The 15,602-nt window shown below is 66.6% G+C and carries 16 protein-coding genes; 6 read left to right on the forward strand and 10 right to left on the reverse strand.

The genetic code is table 11. The annotated features are described in order from the left end of the window. Positions 1 to 34: 34 nt before the first annotated feature. From V6M63_RS23970 to V6M63_RS23995, 6 genes are all read right to left on the reverse strand, one after another. Positions 35 to 385 (reverse strand): rhodanese-like domain-containing protein, encoded by a 351-nt coding sequence (locus V6M63_RS23970; RefSeq protein WP_332746022.1) that lies wholly within the window; start codon positions 383 to 385, stop codon positions 35 to 37. A 21-nt stretch (positions 386 to 406) separates the two neighbouring features. Beyond that, positions 407 to 1,114: a protein-L-isoaspartate O-methyltransferase family protein gene (locus V6M63_RS23975; protein ID WP_332746023.1), complete on the reverse strand. Its 708-nt coding sequence runs from the start codon at positions 1,112 to 1,114 to the stop codon at positions 407 to 409. 47 nt (positions 1,115 to 1,161) lie between these two features. Further along, on the reverse strand, positions 1,162 to 4,341 hold the full coding sequence (locus V6M63_RS23980) for an efflux RND transporter permease subunit (RefSeq protein ID WP_332746025.1): 3,180 nt from the start codon (positions 4,339 to 4,341) through the stop codon (positions 1,162 to 1,164). Positions 4,342 to 4,351: 10 nt separating this feature from the next. Next, positions 4,352 to 5,512, reverse strand: a complete 1,161-nt coding sequence (locus V6M63_RS23985) for an efflux RND transporter periplasmic adaptor subunit (RefSeq protein ID WP_332746027.1) — start codon at positions 5,510 to 5,512, stop codon at positions 4,352 to 4,354. A 22-nt stretch (positions 5,513 to 5,534) separates the two neighbouring features. Next, complete coding sequence (locus V6M63_RS23990) at positions 5,535 to 6,221, reverse strand: TetR/AcrR family transcriptional regulator (protein WP_332746029.1); 687 nt, start codon at positions 6,219 to 6,221, stop codon at positions 5,535 to 5,537. Between the two features lie 105 nt (positions 6,222 to 6,326). Then, the gene (locus tag V6M63_RS23995; RefSeq protein WP_332746031.1) at positions 6,327 to 7,520 is read right to left on the reverse strand and encodes an acyl-CoA dehydrogenase; all 1,194 of its coding nucleotides are present in this window, start codon (positions 7,518 to 7,520) and stop codon (positions 6,327 to 6,329) included. 104 nt (positions 7,521 to 7,624) lie between these two features. Between V6M63_RS23995 and V6M63_RS24000 the strand changes: the two genes are divergently transcribed. Both V6M63_RS24000 and msrA read left to right on the forward strand, forming a co-directional pair. Continuing rightward, positions 7,625 to 8,515, forward strand: coding sequence for a LysR family transcriptional regulator (locus tag V6M63_RS24000; RefSeq protein WP_332746032.1), 891 nt, complete (start codon positions 7,625 to 7,627; stop codon positions 8,513 to 8,515). A gap of 63 nt (positions 8,516 to 8,578) precedes the next feature. Continuing rightward, positions 8,579 to 9,115, forward strand: coding sequence for a peptide-methionine (S)-S-oxide reductase MsrA (gene msrA, locus V6M63_RS24005; protein WP_332746034.1), 537 nt, complete (start codon positions 8,579 to 8,581; stop codon positions 9,113 to 9,115). 188 nt (positions 9,116 to 9,303) lie between these two features. Here the strand turns inward: msrA and V6M63_RS24010 are convergent, their stop codons facing one another. The 4 genes from V6M63_RS24010 to aztA form a co-directional block, all read right to left on the reverse strand. Further along, a complete protein-coding gene (locus V6M63_RS24010; RefSeq protein ID WP_332746036.1) occupies positions 9,304 to 10,173 on the reverse strand; it encodes an EamA family transporter in 870 nt (289 codons plus the stop codon). A 94-nt stretch (positions 10,174 to 10,267) separates the two neighbouring features. Next, complete coding sequence (locus V6M63_RS24015; RefSeq protein ID WP_332746038.1) at positions 10,268 to 11,191, reverse strand: metal ABC transporter substrate-binding protein; 924 nt, start codon at positions 11,189 to 11,191, stop codon at positions 10,268 to 10,270. 14 nt (positions 11,192 to 11,205) lie between these two features. Beyond that, positions 11,206 to 12,111, reverse strand: a complete 906-nt coding sequence (locus tag V6M63_RS24020) for a metal ABC transporter permease (RefSeq protein ID WP_332746040.1) — start codon at positions 12,109 to 12,111, stop codon at positions 11,206 to 11,208. Then, positions 12,108 to 12,899 (reverse strand): zinc ABC transporter ATP-binding protein AztA, encoded by a 792-nt coding sequence (aztA, locus tag V6M63_RS24025; RefSeq protein WP_332746042.1) that lies wholly within the window; start codon positions 12,897 to 12,899, stop codon positions 12,108 to 12,110. Before aztA ends, V6M63_RS24020 begins: the two co-directional genes overlap by 4 nt. An 80-nt stretch (positions 12,900 to 12,979) precedes the next feature. Here aztA and V6M63_RS24030 point away from each other — a divergent pair, with 80 nt between their 5' ends. From V6M63_RS24030 to V6M63_RS24045, 4 genes are read left to right on the forward strand one after another with little or no spacing between them, the layout of a single operon-like run. Continuing rightward, positions 12,980 to 13,486: a Fur family transcriptional regulator gene (locus tag V6M63_RS24030; protein ID WP_332746044.1), complete on the forward strand. Its 507-nt coding sequence runs from the start codon at positions 12,980 to 12,982 to the stop codon at positions 13,484 to 13,486. Further along, on the forward strand, positions 13,483 to 14,133 hold the full coding sequence (locus tag V6M63_RS24035; RefSeq protein ID WP_332746046.1) for an ABC transporter ATP-binding protein: 651 nt from the start codon (positions 13,483 to 13,485) through the stop codon (positions 14,131 to 14,133). The genes V6M63_RS24030 and V6M63_RS24035 overlap by 4 nt, the downstream gene beginning before the upstream one ends. After that, positions 14,130 to 15,353, forward strand: coding sequence for an ABC transporter permease (locus V6M63_RS24040; protein WP_332746048.1), 1,224 nt, complete (start codon positions 14,130 to 14,132; stop codon positions 15,351 to 15,353). The genes V6M63_RS24035 and V6M63_RS24040 overlap by 4 nt, the downstream gene beginning before the upstream one ends. Continuing rightward, on the forward strand, positions 15,325 to 15,597 hold the full coding sequence (locus tag V6M63_RS24045; RefSeq protein WP_332746050.1) for a hypothetical protein: 273 nt from the start codon (positions 15,325 to 15,327) through the stop codon (positions 15,595 to 15,597). The genes V6M63_RS24040 and V6M63_RS24045 overlap by 29 nt, the downstream gene beginning before the upstream one ends. Positions 15,598 to 15,602 lie beyond the last annotated feature (5 nt).

A 15,602-nucleotide genomic window follows, 5' to 3' on the forward strand; every position in this document is an offset into this window, starting at 1 on the left:
CTTTGAAACGAATGGCGGGACATGGGGTGGTCGTTCAATAGACCGGGACACCCGGGTCGCGTTCCTGCGACCAGGCGTGGATGCCGCCATGGATGTTCACGATCTGTGTGAATCCCTGGTTCATCAGAAAGTTCGCCACCTGCGCGCTGCGCATGCCGTGGTGACACAGGCAGGCAATCGGTTGATCGCGGTCGAGTTCGGAGAGCCGCTCGGGCACGCTGCGCATGGGAATGTGTCGCAACTCGAAACCCTCGGCCTTGACGGAGGCGGTCTGCAGTTCCCAGGGCTCGCGCACGTCGAGCACGACCGGCATGCTGCCCGCCGGTGTTTCGCTGGCCGCCTGCGCGAGCCAGGCGTCGAGCTGTGCGGGGTGAATCGCTTTCATGGACAACCTTGAGGGAAGACTTCAGAAACGGAAGCGCGATGGCTCCGGGAAATTCAACAGGCGGGGGGCCACCGTGTCCCAGGGCTGCAGGGTCTGGAACGAGGCGTCGCCGATGCGGGTGACGATGGTGGCGCGCATCACCGGCTCGAAGCCGACGATGGCCGCCAGCCTTCCACCGGGCGCCAGCAAGGCGAGCAGCGCCGGTGGAATCTCGGCCACCGAGCCACTCAGCAGAATGGCGTCGAACGGGCCATTCACGCTGCAGGCGGCAAAGCCCTGCGCTGCGGCATCGGCCTGCTTGATCTCGACGTTGGCGATACCGGCGTTGCGCAGGTTCTCGCGCGCGGTGCCGGCCAGCACAGGGTCGATCTCGATCGACACCACGCGTTGCGCGAGGCTGGCCAACAGGGCGGCCATGTAGCCGCTGCCGCTGCCGATCTCCAGCACCTTGTCGGTGGGCTTGAGGTCCAGGTCCTGCAGCAGGCGCGCTTCGACCTTGGGCGCCAGCATGCATTGGCCCTCCACCGCGGGGTGTTTCAGGGGCAGTTCCATGTCGGCGAAGGCCAGCGAACGGTGGGCGGGGGGCACGAAGGCCTCGCGGTGCATGCGCGCGAGCAGCTTGAGCACCTGGGGGTCGAGCACCTCCCAGGGGCGGATCTGCTGTTCGATCATGTTGAAGCGGGCGTGGTCAAAGCCGGTGTGGATGGCGGGGGCAAGTGTGGTGGTCATGGCGGGGCTCCTGGGAGCGTCTGAAGAGTCGGGGAAATGCACGAATTTTAAGGAATGGAGCCCAGCGGCTCGGCCACGGGCGATGCCATGCCGAGCTTGCGTCGGAACCACTGCGCCAGATCGTCCATGTAGCAGTACACGACGGGCACCACCACCAGGGTCAGCAGCGAGGAGGTGATCACCCCCCCGATGACCGCCTGGCCCATGGGCGCGCGCTGTTCCGAACCTTCGGTGAGCGCAAACGCCAGCGGCACCATGCCGAAGACCATGGCCAGCGTGGTCATGAGGATGGGGCGCAGCCGCACGCGTGCGGCCAGCAACAGGGCCGATTCACGGTCCATCGGCGCCTCGCCAGCCAGACCGTTGCGCGCGCGGATCGCGAAGTCCACCAGCAGGATGGCGTTTTTTGTCACCAGGCCCATCAGCAGCACGATGCCGATGACCGAGAACATGCTCATGGTCGAGCCGAACATGAGCAGGGCCAGCGCCACGCCGATCAGCGTGAGCGGCAGCGCCGTCATGAGCGCCAGCGGTTGCAGGAAGCTCTGGAACTGGCTGGCCAGGATCATGTAGATGAAGATGATGGCCAGGGCGAGTGCCGAGATGGCGTAGCCGAACGATTCCTGCATGTTCTTGGTGGAGCCACCGAACTCGTAGCGGTAGCCGGGCGGGAACGGCGTGCTGTCGAGCACCTGTTTGATCTCGGCCGAGACCTCGCCCGCCGAGCGGCCGAACACGTTGGCGTTGATCGAGACCTCGCGGTTGAGGTTACGCCGGTTGATCTGGTTGGGGCCGGTGCTGGCCACCACCTCGGCCACCTGGCCCAGGCGCACCACGCGGGCCGTGCCGTCGGCTTCGGTGCCGACCATGAAGGGCAGTTGCTCCAGGTCGCTCGCGCGCTCGCGCCCGGTGGCTGCGAGTTGCACGTTCACGTCGTAGCTTTCGCCGTTCTGTGCGCGCCAGTTGCCCACCGTGGTGCCGGCCACCAGTGTGCGCAGCGCTCCACCCACGGCGGCCACGTTCATGCCGGCGTCCGACGCCAGCTCGCGTCGCATCTTCACGTCGACCGTGGGTTTGTTGGGTTTCACGCTCGCGTCGAGGTCGACCAGGCCGACGATGGGGCGGATGCGCTCCGTCACGGTTGCGGTCAAGCGCTCCAGTTCGGCCAGGTCGTCGCCCTGCAGGGAAAACTCCACCTGCTTGTTGCCGCCCACCGCGTCGAGCAGGCCCACGTGCGTGACGGTGATGCCCGGCACGCTGCGCAGGCGCTCGCGCAACTGGGCCGACATCGCGTCCGCACTCAGGCTGCGGTCCTTGCGGTCGACCAGGCGCACATAGACGCTGGTGTACATGGTGCCCTGGGCGTTGCCGGTGTTGAGTGTGGACAGCGTGTACTTCACTTCCGGGAACTGGCGCAGGATGGCCTCCACCTCGCGCGTCTTGGCCTCGGTGGCCTGCAGCGAGGAGCCCACCGGCGTGTGGAAGCTCAGCGAGGTTTCCGAGAAGTCGGCCTTGGGCACGAATTCGGTGCCCAGCAGCGGCAGCACGAACAGGCTGCCGATGAAGGTGGCCAGCGCCACACCCAGCGTGGCCAGCTTGTGCTTGAGCGACCAGCGCAGGGTGGTCTGGTAGGTGTCGGCCAGGTCGTCCTGGAAACGGTCGAACCAGCCGGTGACGCGGCCGATGGTCTTGTCGTAGAACGACCGCGGGGCGCCGCCCTTGCCGTGTTTCTCGATTTCCGGGTCGTGCCACACCGACGACAACATGGGGTCGAGCGTGAAGCTCACGAACATGGAGATGAGCACCGCCGCCACCATGGTGATGCCGAACTCGTGGAAGAACTTGCCGATGATGCCGCCCATGAAACCGATGGGCAGGAACACCGCGACGATGGACAGCGTGGTGGCCAGCACCGCCAGGCCGATCTCCTGCGTGCCGTCCATGGCCGCGTCGAACGGCGTCTTGCCCATCTGCACGTGGCGCACGATGTTCTCGCGCACCACGATGGCGTCGTCGATCAGCAGGCCCACCGACAGCGTGAGCGCCATCAGCGTGATCATGTTGATGGTGAACCCGAAGAGGTTCATGAAGAAGAAGGTGCCGATCAGCGCGATGGGCAGCGTGAGGCCGGTGATGACGGTGGAGCGCCAGGAGTTCAGGAACAGGAAGACGATCAACACGGTGAGCAGCGCCCCTTCGATCAGCGTGCGGCGCACGTTGTCCACCGACACGCGGATGGGCCGCGAACCGTCGGCGATCTGCTCCAGCCGGGTGCCCGGTGGCAGCTCGGCCCGCAAGGTTTCGACTGCCGCTTTCAGGCCATCGGTCACCGCGATGGTGTTCTCGTCTTGCGACTTCTGCACCTGCAGCAACAGTGTGCGCTCGCCGTTGTAAAGCGCCAGGCTCTGCACTTCCTCGGTGCCGTCGTTCACCGTGGCCACCTGCGACAGGCGCACCGCCTGGCCGGCGCGACGCGCAACGATGATGTCGCCAAAGTCCTGCGGGTTTTGCAGCCGCGAGAGCACCTGCACCACGCGCTCGGCCTCGCCGGTCTTGAGCGTGCCCACCGGCAGGTCCTGGTTTTCGCTGCGCACGGCGGTGGTCACCTGCTCGGTGGTCACGCCCAGGGCCTCCATGGCCGAGGGATTGAGCTCGATGTTGATGGCGCGTTGTGTGCCGCCCACGAGCGTGACCGAGCCCACGCCACGCACGTTCTCCAGCCGCTTCTTGAGGGTCTGTTCGGCCCAGGTGGTCAGCTCCACCGCGCTGGGCGCCTTGCCGTTCACGGTTTCCGGAATCACGGCCACCGACCAGATGGAGCGCGCTGCCGGATCGAAGCGCAGCACGCGCGGCTCTTCCACCTCGTCGCGCAGCAGCGGGCGCAGGATGCCGATCTTCTCGCGCACGTCTTCGGCCGCCTTGCGCCCGTCCACCGTGAGCTGGAATTCGATGATGACGACCGACGAGCCTTCGTAGCTGCGCGAGGTCAAGGTGTTGACACCAGCGACCGCATTGACCGCCTCTTCCACCTTCTTGGTGACTTCCGATTCCACGATCTCGGGCGAGGCACCGGGGTAGGCGGTGGTGACCACGACCACCGGAAAGTCGATGTTGGGGAACTGGTCCACCTGCAGGCGCTGGAACGAGAAGATGCCCAGCACCACGAAGGCGACCATCACCATGGTGGCGAACACCGGGTTGCGCAGGGAGACCTGGGTGAACCACATGGCGGGCTGCTCAGTTGCTGGCGGTGGCGGGCACGTTCAGGCGCACGGCGGTGCCTTCGCGAATCAAACCGGCCTGGGCGCGCAGCAGCTGTGTGCCCGCCGGCAGACCTTCCACCGCACGCATGGGCTCGGTGCCCTGCAGGCCGGTGGCGCCGGCTTGCAGCGGCACATGCACCACGGCGCCTTCGCGCACCACCTGCACATAGGGCTGCGGCTTGTCGTTGCGCACGGTGGAGGCAGGCACGGCCAGCGCCGTGACCGAACCGATCACGATGTGGCCCTGCGCAAACAGGCCTTGGCGCATGCCGGGCAGCGCGGGCACGCGCAGGTACACCAGCACGCTGCGGCTGGCCGCTTGCACGCTGGGGTTGATGCGCGCCACGGTGGCCTGCACCGGCTCGGCCAGGCCTTCCACGGTCAGGCGGGCTGTCTGACCCACCTTCACTGCTGCGGCTTCAGCGGGCGCAATCGCGGCTTCCATCTCGAAACCCGAGAGATCCACCACGTCAAGCACGCGCGTGTCGATGCCCACGCGTTCACCGTTCTGCACCAGCCGCGCCGAGACCTGGCCCGTCAGCGGCGAGCGCAGCGTGGTGTCGGCCAGCGACTTGCGCGCGATGTCCAGCGCGGCCAGCGCGGCCTGGTGGGTGGCTTCTGCGCTGGAGAGGTTGGCGGTGGCGGTCTCCAGCGCGGTGCTGGAGATGAAGCCCTGGCGCACCAAGGCCTGGTTGTTGTCGAAAGTGCGCTTGGCGATCGCCACCTGCGCCTGGGCCGACTCGGCCTGTCGCGCGGCCTGGCGCACGCGCGCCTGGGCTTCGGTGCTGTCGATGCGGGCCACCACTTCACCGGCTTTCACCGGGTCACCTTCGCGTTTGGTCAGGCCCTGGATCTCCCCAGCCGTTCGGGCCTTGATGGCGGCGGTCTGCAGCGCGTCCACCGAGCCCGACAAGGCCACAGTCTGGGTGAGTTCGATGGTTTGCACGCTCACCACATCGGTGGGTGAGAGCGTGTAGGTCGGGGTTTTCTGCAGTGATTCAGCCGCGTTGCGAGCCGCTTCGCTGGTGGCCTTGCGTTTGCCCAGCGCACGCGTGACGCCCAGCGCAATACCCAGCACCAGCGCGATGAGCAGCAACCACTTGATCCAGAAAGACAGCGGACGGCGTGAGGTCATGGTGAAAGTGGCGGGCGGGCGGTCAGACGGACGTTCGTGGGGTTTTGGATGCCAGCATGCCGGTCAACAGCAGGTCGACCTGCGCATCGATGAAGCCGATGGGGTCGATCCGCGCGGTCGGTGGGCAGCACGGTGCCATGGAGTGTTTCCACATCAGCAGGAAGATCATCGGCGCGATCAGACTGTAGACCGCGTATTCCATGGACAGCGGTCGGAAATCGCCGCGGTCGACGCCGCGTTGCAGGATGCGCCGGATCAGGTTGTGACCGGGTTCGATCACTTCCTTCTGGTAGAAGGCCGCGATCTCCGGAAACATGCCGGCCTCGCTCATCACCAGCTTGGTGATGCCCGAGGCGGGCGTCATGCCGATGCGCTCCCACCATGAGTGCATGCAGTGGCGCACCAGCTCGGCACTGTCGCCGCTGAAGCGCTCGAACTCTTCGTTCCACTCGGTGAAACGCCCGGCGATGTTCTCGCGCACGACGGCCTTGAACAGCTCTTCCTTGCTCGGGAAATACAGGAAGAGGGTGCCCTTGGACACACCCGCCAGGGCCGCCACTTCTTCCACCCGGGTCGCGGCAAAGCCCTTTTCCACAAACAGGGCGAGCGCGGCGTCCAGCAACTCACCCGGACGCGCTTCCTTGCGCCGCGAACGCCGTTGCGGAACGTCTGGCTCGGCGGGAGAACGGGTGTCTGGGGGCAAAGGCATGCGCTGGGATTTAATGACCGGTCGGTTATTAATATACCCCACACCCCTCGCACCCTCTGTGTTGCCGGGGTAAAGCCGCGGCAAACGGGGCCGTGCCCCGCCCCTTCAGGAAAACGCCGCGATGCCCGTGATCGCACGGCCCAGGATGAGCGCGTGCACGTCGTGCGTGCCTTCGTAGGTGTTGACCACCTCCAGGTTCACCAGGTGGCGCGCCACGCCGAACTCGTCGCTGATGCCGTTGCCACCCATCATGTCGCGCGCCATGCGGGCGATGTCCAGCGATTTGCCGCAGCTGTTGCGCTTGAGGATGGAGGTGATCTCCACCGCGGCCGTGCCTTCGTCCTTCATGCGGCCCAGGCGCAGGCAGCCCTGCAGGCCCAGGCTGATCTCGGTCAGCATGTCGGCCAGCTTTTTCTGGATCAGCTGGTTGGCGGCCAGCGGGCGGCCGAATTGATGGCGGTCCAGCACGTACTGGCGGGCGCGGAAGAAGCAGTCTTCGGCCGCGCCGAGCGCACCCCAGGCAATGCCGTAGCGCGCACTGTTCAGGCAGGTGAACGGGCCTTTCAAGCCGCGCACCTCGGGGAAGGCGTTTTCTTCCGGGCAGAACACGCCGTCCATCACGATCTCGCCGGTGATGGACGCGCGCAGACCGACCTTGCTGTGGATGGCCGGGGCCGAGAGGCCCTTCATGCCCTTGTCCAGGATGAAGCCACGGATCGAGCCTTCGTCGTCTTTGGCCCAGACCACGAACACGTCGGCGATCGGCGAATTGGTGATCCACATCTTGGCGCCCGAGAGGCTGTAGCCACCAGGCACTTTTTTGGCCCGCGTGACCATGCTGCCGGGGTCGGAGCCATGGTTGGGTTCGGTCAGGCCGAAGCAGCCGATCCACTCGCCCGTGGCGAGCTTGGGCAGGTACTTCTGCTTTTGTTCTTCGGTGCCGAACTCGTTGATCGGCACCATCACCAGCGAGCTCTGCACGCTCATCATGGAACGGTAGCCCGAGTCCACGCGTTCCACTTCGCGCGCCACCAGGCCGTAACACACGTAGTTCAGGCCGGAGCCGCCGTAGGCCTCGGGGATGGTGGGGCCGAGCAGGCCAAGTGCACCCATCTCGCGAAAGATCGCCGGGTCGGTCTTCTCATGGCGGAACGCCTCGGTCACGCGCGGCAGCAGCTTTTCCTGGCAATAGGCGTGGGCGGCGTCGCGCACCGCGCGTTCGTCGTCGGTGAGCTGCTGGTCGAGGTGGAACGGGTCTTCCCAGCTGAAGCTGGCTTTGGCTTTGGTGGGGGAAAGCATGGTCGGTGTCTCCGGGGGTTGGGGTGGCAATGCGCGCATTGTCCGCTGGCCATGAATACCTGTCTAATATCGAATAGGTATCCGTCAATACAGGGAAGCTATTCATGGAATTCCGCCACCTGCGCTATTTCCTGGTGCTGGCCGAAGAGTTGCATTTTGGTCGCGCTGCGCAGCGTCTGGCCATGACGCAGCCGCCGCTCTCGCTCAACATCCAGCAGCTCGAAGCTTCGGTGGGTGCACAGCTGTTCACGCGCAACAGCCGTGGCGTGCAGCTCACCGCGGCGGGGCAGGCCTTCGTGCCGGCCGCGCGCTCGCTGCTCGATCAGGCCGGTCTGGCCGCGCGCGAGGCGCGCGAGGTGTCGCAGGGCATGCTGGGCAGCTTGCAGATCGGTTTTGCGGGCACCGTGCTCTACCGCGGGCTGCCACAGATCCTGAAGGGCTTTGCGCAGGGACACCCCAGGTTGCGCCTGGTGTTGCGCGAGCTGAGTTCCAGCGACCAGTTGATCGACCTGATGCACGAGCGTCTGGACATCGGCTTCGTGCACACCACGCGCGTGCCGGCCGGCTTCTCGCAGATTCTGGTCTCCAGCCAGCCGTTCGTGGCCTGCCTGCCGGCAGGCCACGCGCTGGCGCGACGCAAGAAGTTGTCATTGGCGCGCCTGCAGGGTGAGCCGTTCGCCGTGGTGTCGCGCGCCGTGTCGCCCGACTACCACGAGCGCATCCTCGGCCTGTGTGCCGATGCCGGGTTTTCGCCCGAGATCCGCTTTGAATTGCGCCATTGGCTCAGCGTGGTGTCCATCGTGTCGCAGGGCCTGGGTGCGGCGCTGGTGCCGGCGACGCTGCAGCAGGCCGGCCTGCCCGGCGCGGCGTTCGTCCCGTTGGATGTGGACACGCCACCCTACGAGACCCACTGCCTGTGGAAGACCGACAGAGACCAGGCGGCGCTGGGGGCATTTCTGGGTGCGGTGCGCGCATTTGCCCAGCCACTAAAGTGAGGCACTGAAAGAAGTCTGTGTCTGGAACGACCAACGCAGGAACGAACACACATGGAGAACACGATGAGCGACAGACAGGTTCTGGTTTTGGGCGGCGGCTGCTTCTGGTGCACCGAGTCGGTGTACGTGGGGGTCAAGGGTGTGACCGACGTGGAGTCGGGCTACAGCAACGGCCACGTGAAGCAGCCGAGCTACGAGGCCGTGTGCACCGGCACGACCGGGCACAACGAGGTGGTGCGGCTGGAGTACGACCCTTCGCAGATCAGCACGCGCGAGATCCTGGAGATCTTCTTCGTGATTCACGACCCGACCACGCTGAACCGCCAGGGCAACGACGTGGGGACGCAGTACCGCAGCGGCATCTACTTCACCACGCCGGAGCAGCAGGCAGTGGCGCAGGGTTTGATCGACGAACTCACGCGGGACCAGGCGTTTGGAAAACCGATCGTGACCGAGGTGAAACCGCTGGACAACTACTCCGCTGCCGAGGAATACCACCAGGATTTCTTTGAACGCAATCCCAACCAGGGCTACTGCATGATGGTGGCGGCGCCCAAGGTGGCGAAGTTTCGCAAGACCTTTGCTCGGCTGGCGAAGTAGTTTCTTCCCGGCTTCCTTCGGGCATTTTTTGCCTGCACCTCGCGGGCTCGCGGACGCACGGCGCTCTGCTCCGCGAATATCCTCCGGCGGCTGGTGCCGCCTCCCCCTTTATTTCGCTGCGCAGAGCGCCATGCGTCCGCGAGCCAGAAGCGATGCTGGCGCGCAGCCGGAGAAGAACAGAGAGACCGTCACCGCCCAGGCCGCCACCGAGGCCACAAAACGATCACCGCCAGACCCAGAAGCACAAGCGCCGCAGCACCGAGCTTCCAGCCGGGAAGTGATTCACCCAGGGACAGAGCCGACGCACCCATGCCGAACACCGGGATCAGCAAGGCGAGAGGCGTCACCGTGGCAGCTGGGTGGCGCGCGAGCAGCCAGTTCCACACGCCGTAGCCAAACAAGGTGTTGCCCACCGCCTGCCACAGCACGCTGGCCCACACCAGACCATCAGCATCTTCAACGGCAGAGCGCATGAGCTGTGGCCCTTCAATGAACCACGACAAGGCGAACAGCGGCGGTACCGCGAACAGACTGCTCCAGACCATGAAGTGCAGCATGTTCACCGGCCCGAGCGACTTCACCACCAGGTTGGCCAGCGACCAGAAGAACGCCGCGCCCAGCACCATGCCGATGCCCGCCATCGTCACGGTGGCGTCGAGATTGGCCGCGATCACGCCCAGGCCGCAGAGTGCGAGCAGCAGTCCGACGATCTGGAAACCTCGCACGCGCTCGCCCATGAGCCACAGCGACAGACCGATGGTGAAGAACACCTGCAACTGCACCACCAGCGAAGCCAGACCGGGCGAGATGCTGCTGCGCATGGCCAGGAACAGCAGGCCGAACTGTCCCACACCCAGCAGCACGCCGAAGGCCGCGAGCTTGCGCCAGGGCGCCGTGGGGCGGGGAATGAACAGCAGCCACGGCAGGGCGGAAAGCGCAAAACGCAGCGTGGCGAACAGGAAGGGCGGCAGCCCGTCGAGCCCCCAGCGGATCACCACGAAATTGGTGCCCCAGACGAACACCACCGAAAGAGCGAGCAGGAGATGGGTGGTGGGCAAGGTGGTCCTGAGGCGAGGGTGGGGCGCCAAGTGTAGCCACGCCCACCCTGCCCACCATCGGTCGCTGGGTCCGCACGGCGACAGTGTTGACCCGTCACTCGCCGCGCACGGCCGTGGTCAGCGCGCGGGTGTTGAACCGCATCATGTCGATGTAGGTGGGCGCCGCGCCGTCCGCAGCCGACAGCGAATCGGAGAACAGTTCGCCCGATGGTTTCACACCGGTCTCGCGTCCGATCTGCGCGATCAGCCGCGGATCGGAAATGCTCTCGACGAACAAGGCCTTGATCTGCTCCTGCCTGATCTGGCGCACCAGCCGTGCCACGCCCTTGGCCGATGCCGCGCTTTCCGTGCTCACACCCTGCGGCGCGAGGAACGTCACACCGAAGTCCCGCGCGTAGTAGCCAAAGGCATCGTGCGAGGTGATCACCTTGCGCTGCGCGGCCGGGATCGGTGCCCAGGCCGCGCGGATCTCGGTGTCCAGCGCGTCGAGTCGGGCCAGGTAGGCGATGGCGTTGCGGTCATAGACATTGCAGCCCGCCGCATCGGCACGGCACAGGCCCTGGGCAATGTTCTTCGCGAACAGCCTGGCGTTGCCCACGCTCTGCCAGGCGTGCGGGTCGGTCTCGCCGTGGTCGTGGGCGTGCCCGGCTTCCCTGACCGGCAGGATGCCCTGACTCACCACCACTTGCTGACCCTTGTAGCCGGCGGACTTGAGCAGGCGGCTCATCCAGCCCTCGAAACCCAGGCCGTTGGAGAACACCACTTTCGCCTGGCCCACCAGGCGAGCCTGCGCGGGCGTGGGCTGGAACACATGGGCGTCACTGCCCGGGCCGACCAGCACGTCGACCTTGACGCGTTCGCCACCGACCTGGCGCACCAGATCGCCCAGGATGCTGAAGCTCGCCACGACCGGCATGGGTGCCTGCGCCTGTGCCGGTGTCGACAGGGTTGCGATGGTCAGGGCCACCACGGCGAGGAGGCTGCGGCGTTGAACGAACGTGCGTGTGGACAAGGTCATGGGGATCTTTCGATTCAGGCTTTGAGGTGGAGGGAAGCGGGCCGCTGGTGGCGCAACAGGCCGTGCGGCCCGAGCACCAGCGAGAACAGGTAGCCCATGCCCAAGCTGAGCACGATCACCGGCCCGGTGGGCCAGTCGGCGTGGTACGAGAGCAGCAGGCCGGCCGCGCAGGCCAGCAGGGCGAGCAGCACGGCCAAGCCCAGCAGCGGGCCGAGGCGGCGCACCCAGAAGCGTGCCGTGGCCGCGGGCAAAACCATCATCCCGACCGCCATCAGCGTGCCCAGGGCGTGAAAGCTGGCCACCAGGTTGATCACCAGCAGTGCCAGAAAACCGTAGTGCGCCACCGCGCTCCAGCGGCTGTTGCCGCGCAGGAAGCCGGGATCCAGGCAGTCCAGCACCAGGGGGCGGTAGAGCACCCGCAGCGACACCAGGGTGACCGCAGCAATGCCGCCCAGCAGGGTGAGCGTCGCGTTGTCCAGCGCCAGCACGGTGCCGAACAACACATGCAGCAGATCGACGCTGTTGCCACGGATGGAGACGATGAGCACGCCCAGCGCCAGCGACAGCAGATAGAACGCGGCCAGACTGGTGTCTTCGCGCAGCACGGTGTTTCGTGCGACCAGGCCCGAGCCCACCGCCACCGCCAGGCCCGCCACGATGCCGCCCACCGTCATGGCGCCCAGCGACAGGCCCGCCACCAGGTAGCCGATGGCCGCACCCGGCAGGATGGCGTGCGCCATGGCGTCGCCGGTGAGGCTCATGCGCCGCAGCATCAGGAACACGCCCACGGGCGCTGCGCTCACCGCCAGGGCCACGCAGCCGAGCAGGGCGCTGCGCATGAAGCCGAATTCCATGAAAGGCCCGAGCCACAGATGGGTCCAGAGCAGGTGCGTGGTCGCAGCGCCGTCCAGCGAGTTCATGCCGATGCTCCCTGGAGGTTTGCGTGACCGGTCGCCGGCGCGCACAGGGGCGCGTTCTCGTCAAACGGTTCCTGCATGCGCAGCGCGCGCTGCCAGTGCGATTCGGTCAGCACCTCGGCTGTGGCGCCCCAGGCCACGGGCTCGCGCGCCAGCAGCAAGGTGAGCGGAAAGTGCGCGCGCACCTGCGCCAGATCGTGCAGCACCGCCACCACCGTCTTGCCGTGCGCGTGCCAGCGGTGCAGCAGGTCCAGCAGGTCGTCGGTGGTGCGCTGGTCGATCGCGGCGAAGGGCTCGTCGAGCAGCACCACGGGTGCGTCCTGCAGGATCAGGCGGGCGAACAGGGCCCTCTGCATCTGGCCACCCGAGAGCGTGTCGATGCCGCGCTGCTCGAAGCCCAGAAGTCCCACGGCATCCAGGGCCTCGTGGCAGGCCGTGCGGTGAGTCCGGGTGAATCGCCCCAGCGCGCCCACCTGGCGCCACAAGCCGAGCATCACGAGTTCCTGCACCGAAACGGGAAAGCTGCGGTCGATGCCGCTGTGCTGCGGCAGCCAGGCCACGTGCTGGTGTTCAAGGCCTTCGATCCAGCCCTCGATCGGCCGCAGCTGGCCTGCCAGGGCCTTGATCAGGGTGGACTTGCCCGCCCCATTGGGTCCGATCACGGCCACCAGTGACCCGGAATCGATGGTGATGGCGAGGTGGTGCACGGCCGGGTGCTGCTCATAGCCCAGCGTGAGGTTGCGCAGTGCAATGGCCGGCGGGCTGCCCAAGGCGTGGGGATTGGCTTGCACGGGGTTCCTTGTGGCGACGATAATGCAACTGACTTGCGATAGCAGGCATCATAACGCAACATAGTTGCGATAATGCGGAGATGCGTTCATTGACTACCAGCAAACCCAAAGAACTCCTGGGCGTTCCGCCCGAGATCCAGTCGAGGCTGGAGAAGGCCGGGCTGCGACGCACGCTGGCCACCCGCGCCGTGCTCGGCCTGTTCCTGGCCCGTCCCGCAGGTGGTCTGACCCATGCGCAGGCATTGGCCTCCCTCACCACGCGCGGCCTGGACATCAACCGCGTCACGCTCTATCGCCTGCTCGATCGGCTGGCCGGCTGCGGGGTGCTGCAGCGCCATGCCGACGACGCGCGCACCTGGCGTTTCAGTCTGGCCCCGCCGGAGCCCGTTGCGGTGGAAGAGGGCGCACTGCCGCGCTTTGAATGCGATGCCTGCCACCAGCAGTTCCGGCTGACGGATGCGAGTGAGCCCACCCGCGCCGTGACGCACGATCTCTTTGCGGCGCTGGCACGGCTGGGCCACCACGGCGAGCGGGTGGAGGTTTCGATCCACGGCACCTGTGCGGGCTGCGCGGAGCCTGTTGCGTGATCGACTGCAGCGGTCTGCAATACACCTACCCGCACAGCGAGCCGCTGCGGTTTGGTGATGTGTCGGTGGCGCAGGGAGGCACGCTGCTCTTGCGCGGGCCCTCGGGCAGCGGCAAGTCGACCTGGCTGGCGCTGGCCAGTGGTCTGCTCACGCCCACGGCGGGCGAGGTGCTGGTGAGCGGGCAGTCGGTGGGGGCGTTGCCTGCCGCCGCACGCGACCGCTGGCGAGCGCGACACATCGGTTTCCTGCCGCAGAAACTTCATCTGAGCGAAGCCCTGTCGGTGCTGGACAACCTGGGGCTGGTGTTCTTTGCGGCTGGTCTACCGCTGGACAAGGCCGCTGTTGCCCGGACCCTGCAAGCCCTGGACATCGCGGCCCTGGCTGCGCGCAAACCTTCGCAGCTCTCGGGCGGCCAGGCCCAGCGCGTCGCGCTGGCCCGCGCGCTGTTGCTGCGCCCGAGCGTGATCCTGGCCGACGAGCCCACCGCCAGTCTTGACGACGAGGCCTGCGCGGCTTCGCTGAACCTGTTGAACACGTGCGCGAGCGGACTGAACGCCACGCTGGTGATCGCCACCCACGACGCGCGGGTGTTGCAGGCGCTGCCGCAATCCCGGGTGCTCGCGTTCGACGCCGGGGTGGCCGCATGAACATGTTCGGCCTGTCGTGGCGGTACCTGTGGTCGCGCCCGCTCGCCACCGCGCTCAACCTGCTCTTGCTCGCGCTCGGCCTGGCGTCCATGGCCTTCGTGCTGATCGCGAGCGACCAGATCGACCGCGCCTTCGAGCGTGACCTGGCTGGCATCGACGTGGTGGTGGGGGCCAAGGGCAGCCCCATGCAGTTGATCCTCGCAGGCGTGTTCCACATCGACGTGCCGCCGGGCAACATCCCGCTGGCCGAGGTGCAGCGGCTCGCGCAGCACCCACAGGTGGCCAGGCTCATCCCGTTGAGCCTGGGCGACAACCTGCGGGGTTTTCGCATCGTGGGCACCACGCCCGACTACGCAGCCCACTATGGCGTGCAGGTGGCTCAGGGGGCCTTGTGGTCCAGGCCCATGCAGGCGGTGCTGGGTGCCCAGGTGGCCAGCATCACCGGTTTGCAAACGGGGCAGCCCTTCGAGGGCGCGCACGGCCTGGGCGCGGGCGGCGCCATGCACGGCGAAACGCCCTACACCGTGAGTGGCGTGCTCGCACCCTGCGGTTGCGTGCTCGACCGGCTGGTGCTCACCGCCACCGAATCGGTGTGGCAGGTGCACGACGACATGCATGCGGGCGACCACATGGACGAGGCCGAGCGCCTGGAACTCGCCGAGGCGTTGGCCGACGAACGCGAGGTGACGTTGGCGCTGATCACCTACAAGAGCCCGATGGCCGCGGTGAGTTTCCCGCGCTTCATCAACAGCACCACGTCCATGCAGGCTGCTGCGCCGGCACTGGAAATCACGCGTCTGCTTTCCATGGTGGGCGTGGGCACGCAGGTGCTGCGCGCCATGGCGGCGGTGTTGCTGGTGGTCGCAGGGCTGTCGGTGTTCATTGCGCTGTGGAGTGCGGTGCGCGAGCGTCGGGGTGACCTCGCCATGCTGCGCATGCTGGGCGCACCGCCGGCGCGTGTGGCCGCCTTGCTGTTGTGCGAAGCCCTGTGGCTGGCGGTGCTGGCCTGTGGGCTGGGCCTGCTGGCGGCGCACGGTCTGGCGGCGCTGCTCGGCGCCATGCTGATGGACAGCCAGTCGCTGGCCATCAACGGCTGGCAATGGGCGCCGGGCGAAGCCTGGGTGCCTGTGCTGGCTTTGGGTGTGGCGGTGGTGGCGGCGCTGATGCCCGTTGTCAGTGCCTACCGTGTCGATGTTTCTCAACTTCTCAACTTCAGGTGATCCCGTGAAAAAAGCCGTTCTGTTCCTGTCCGCCGTTCTCCTGTCTGGCGCTGCGTTGGCCCAACACTCCGACAAAGAGGTGAAGGAAGACATTCAGCGCCACCGCGGCATGGCCGCTGCGCACGAAGGTGCAGCCAAATGCCTGGAGGCCGGCAAAGGCGAAAAAGTCTGCATGGCGGAACTTCAGGTGGCCTGCAAGGGTCTGGCCTTGGGCAAATACTGCGGCATGCGCCACGCCCACTGAGACCC

It is taken from the genome of Hydrogenophaga sp. (assembly GCF_036675665.1).
In the GTDB taxonomy this organism is placed as follows: Bacteria; Pseudomonadota; Gammaproteobacteria; order Burkholderiales; family Burkholderiaceae_C; genus Hydrogenophaga.

Coding starts and splice junctions, on each gene's coding strand:
- V6M63_RS23970 (WP_332746022.1), bottom strand. CDS start 385: ATGAAAGCGATTCACCCCGCACAGCTCGACGCCTGGCTCGCGCAGGCG.
- V6M63_RS23975 (WP_332746023.1), bottom strand. CDS start 1,114: ATGACCACCACACTTGCCCCCGCCATCCACACCGGCTTTGACCACGCC.
- V6M63_RS23980 (WP_332746025.1), bottom strand. CDS start 4,341: ATGTGGTTCACCCAGGTCTCCCTGCGCAACCCGGTGTTCGCCACCATG.
- V6M63_RS23985 (WP_332746027.1), bottom strand. CDS start 5,512: ATGACCTCACGCCGTCCGCTGTCTTTCTGGATCAAGTGGTTGCTGCTC.
- V6M63_RS23990 (WP_332746029.1), bottom strand. CDS start 6,221: ATGCCTTTGCCCCCAGACACCCGTTCTCCCGCCGAGCCAGACGTTCCG.
- V6M63_RS23995 (WP_332746031.1), bottom strand. CDS start 7,520: ATGCTTTCCCCCACCAAAGCCAAAGCCAGCTTCAGCTGGGAAGACCCG.
- V6M63_RS24000 (WP_332746032.1), top strand. CDS start 7,625: ATGGAATTCCGCCACCTGCGCTATTTCCTGGTGCTGGCCGAAGAGTTG.
- msrA (WP_332746034.1), top strand. CDS start 8,579: ATGAGCGACAGACAGGTTCTGGTTTTGGGCGGCGGCTGCTTCTGGTGC.
- V6M63_RS24015 (WP_332746038.1), bottom strand. CDS start 11,191: ATGACCTTGTCCACACGCACGTTCGTTCAACGCCGCAGCCTCCTCGCC.
- V6M63_RS24020 (WP_332746040.1), bottom strand. CDS start 12,111: ATGAACTCGCTGGACGGCGCTGCGACCACGCACCTGCTCTGGACCCAT.
- V6M63_RS24030 (WP_332746044.1), top strand. CDS start 12,980: ATGCGTTCATTGACTACCAGCAAACCCAAAGAACTCCTGGGCGTTCCG.
- V6M63_RS24040 (WP_332746048.1), top strand. CDS start 14,130: ATGAACATGTTCGGCCTGTCGTGGCGGTACCTGTGGTCGCGCCCGCTC.
- V6M63_RS24045 (WP_332746050.1), top strand. CDS start 15,325: ATGTTTCTCAACTTCTCAACTTCAGGTGATCCCGTGAAAAAAGCCGTT.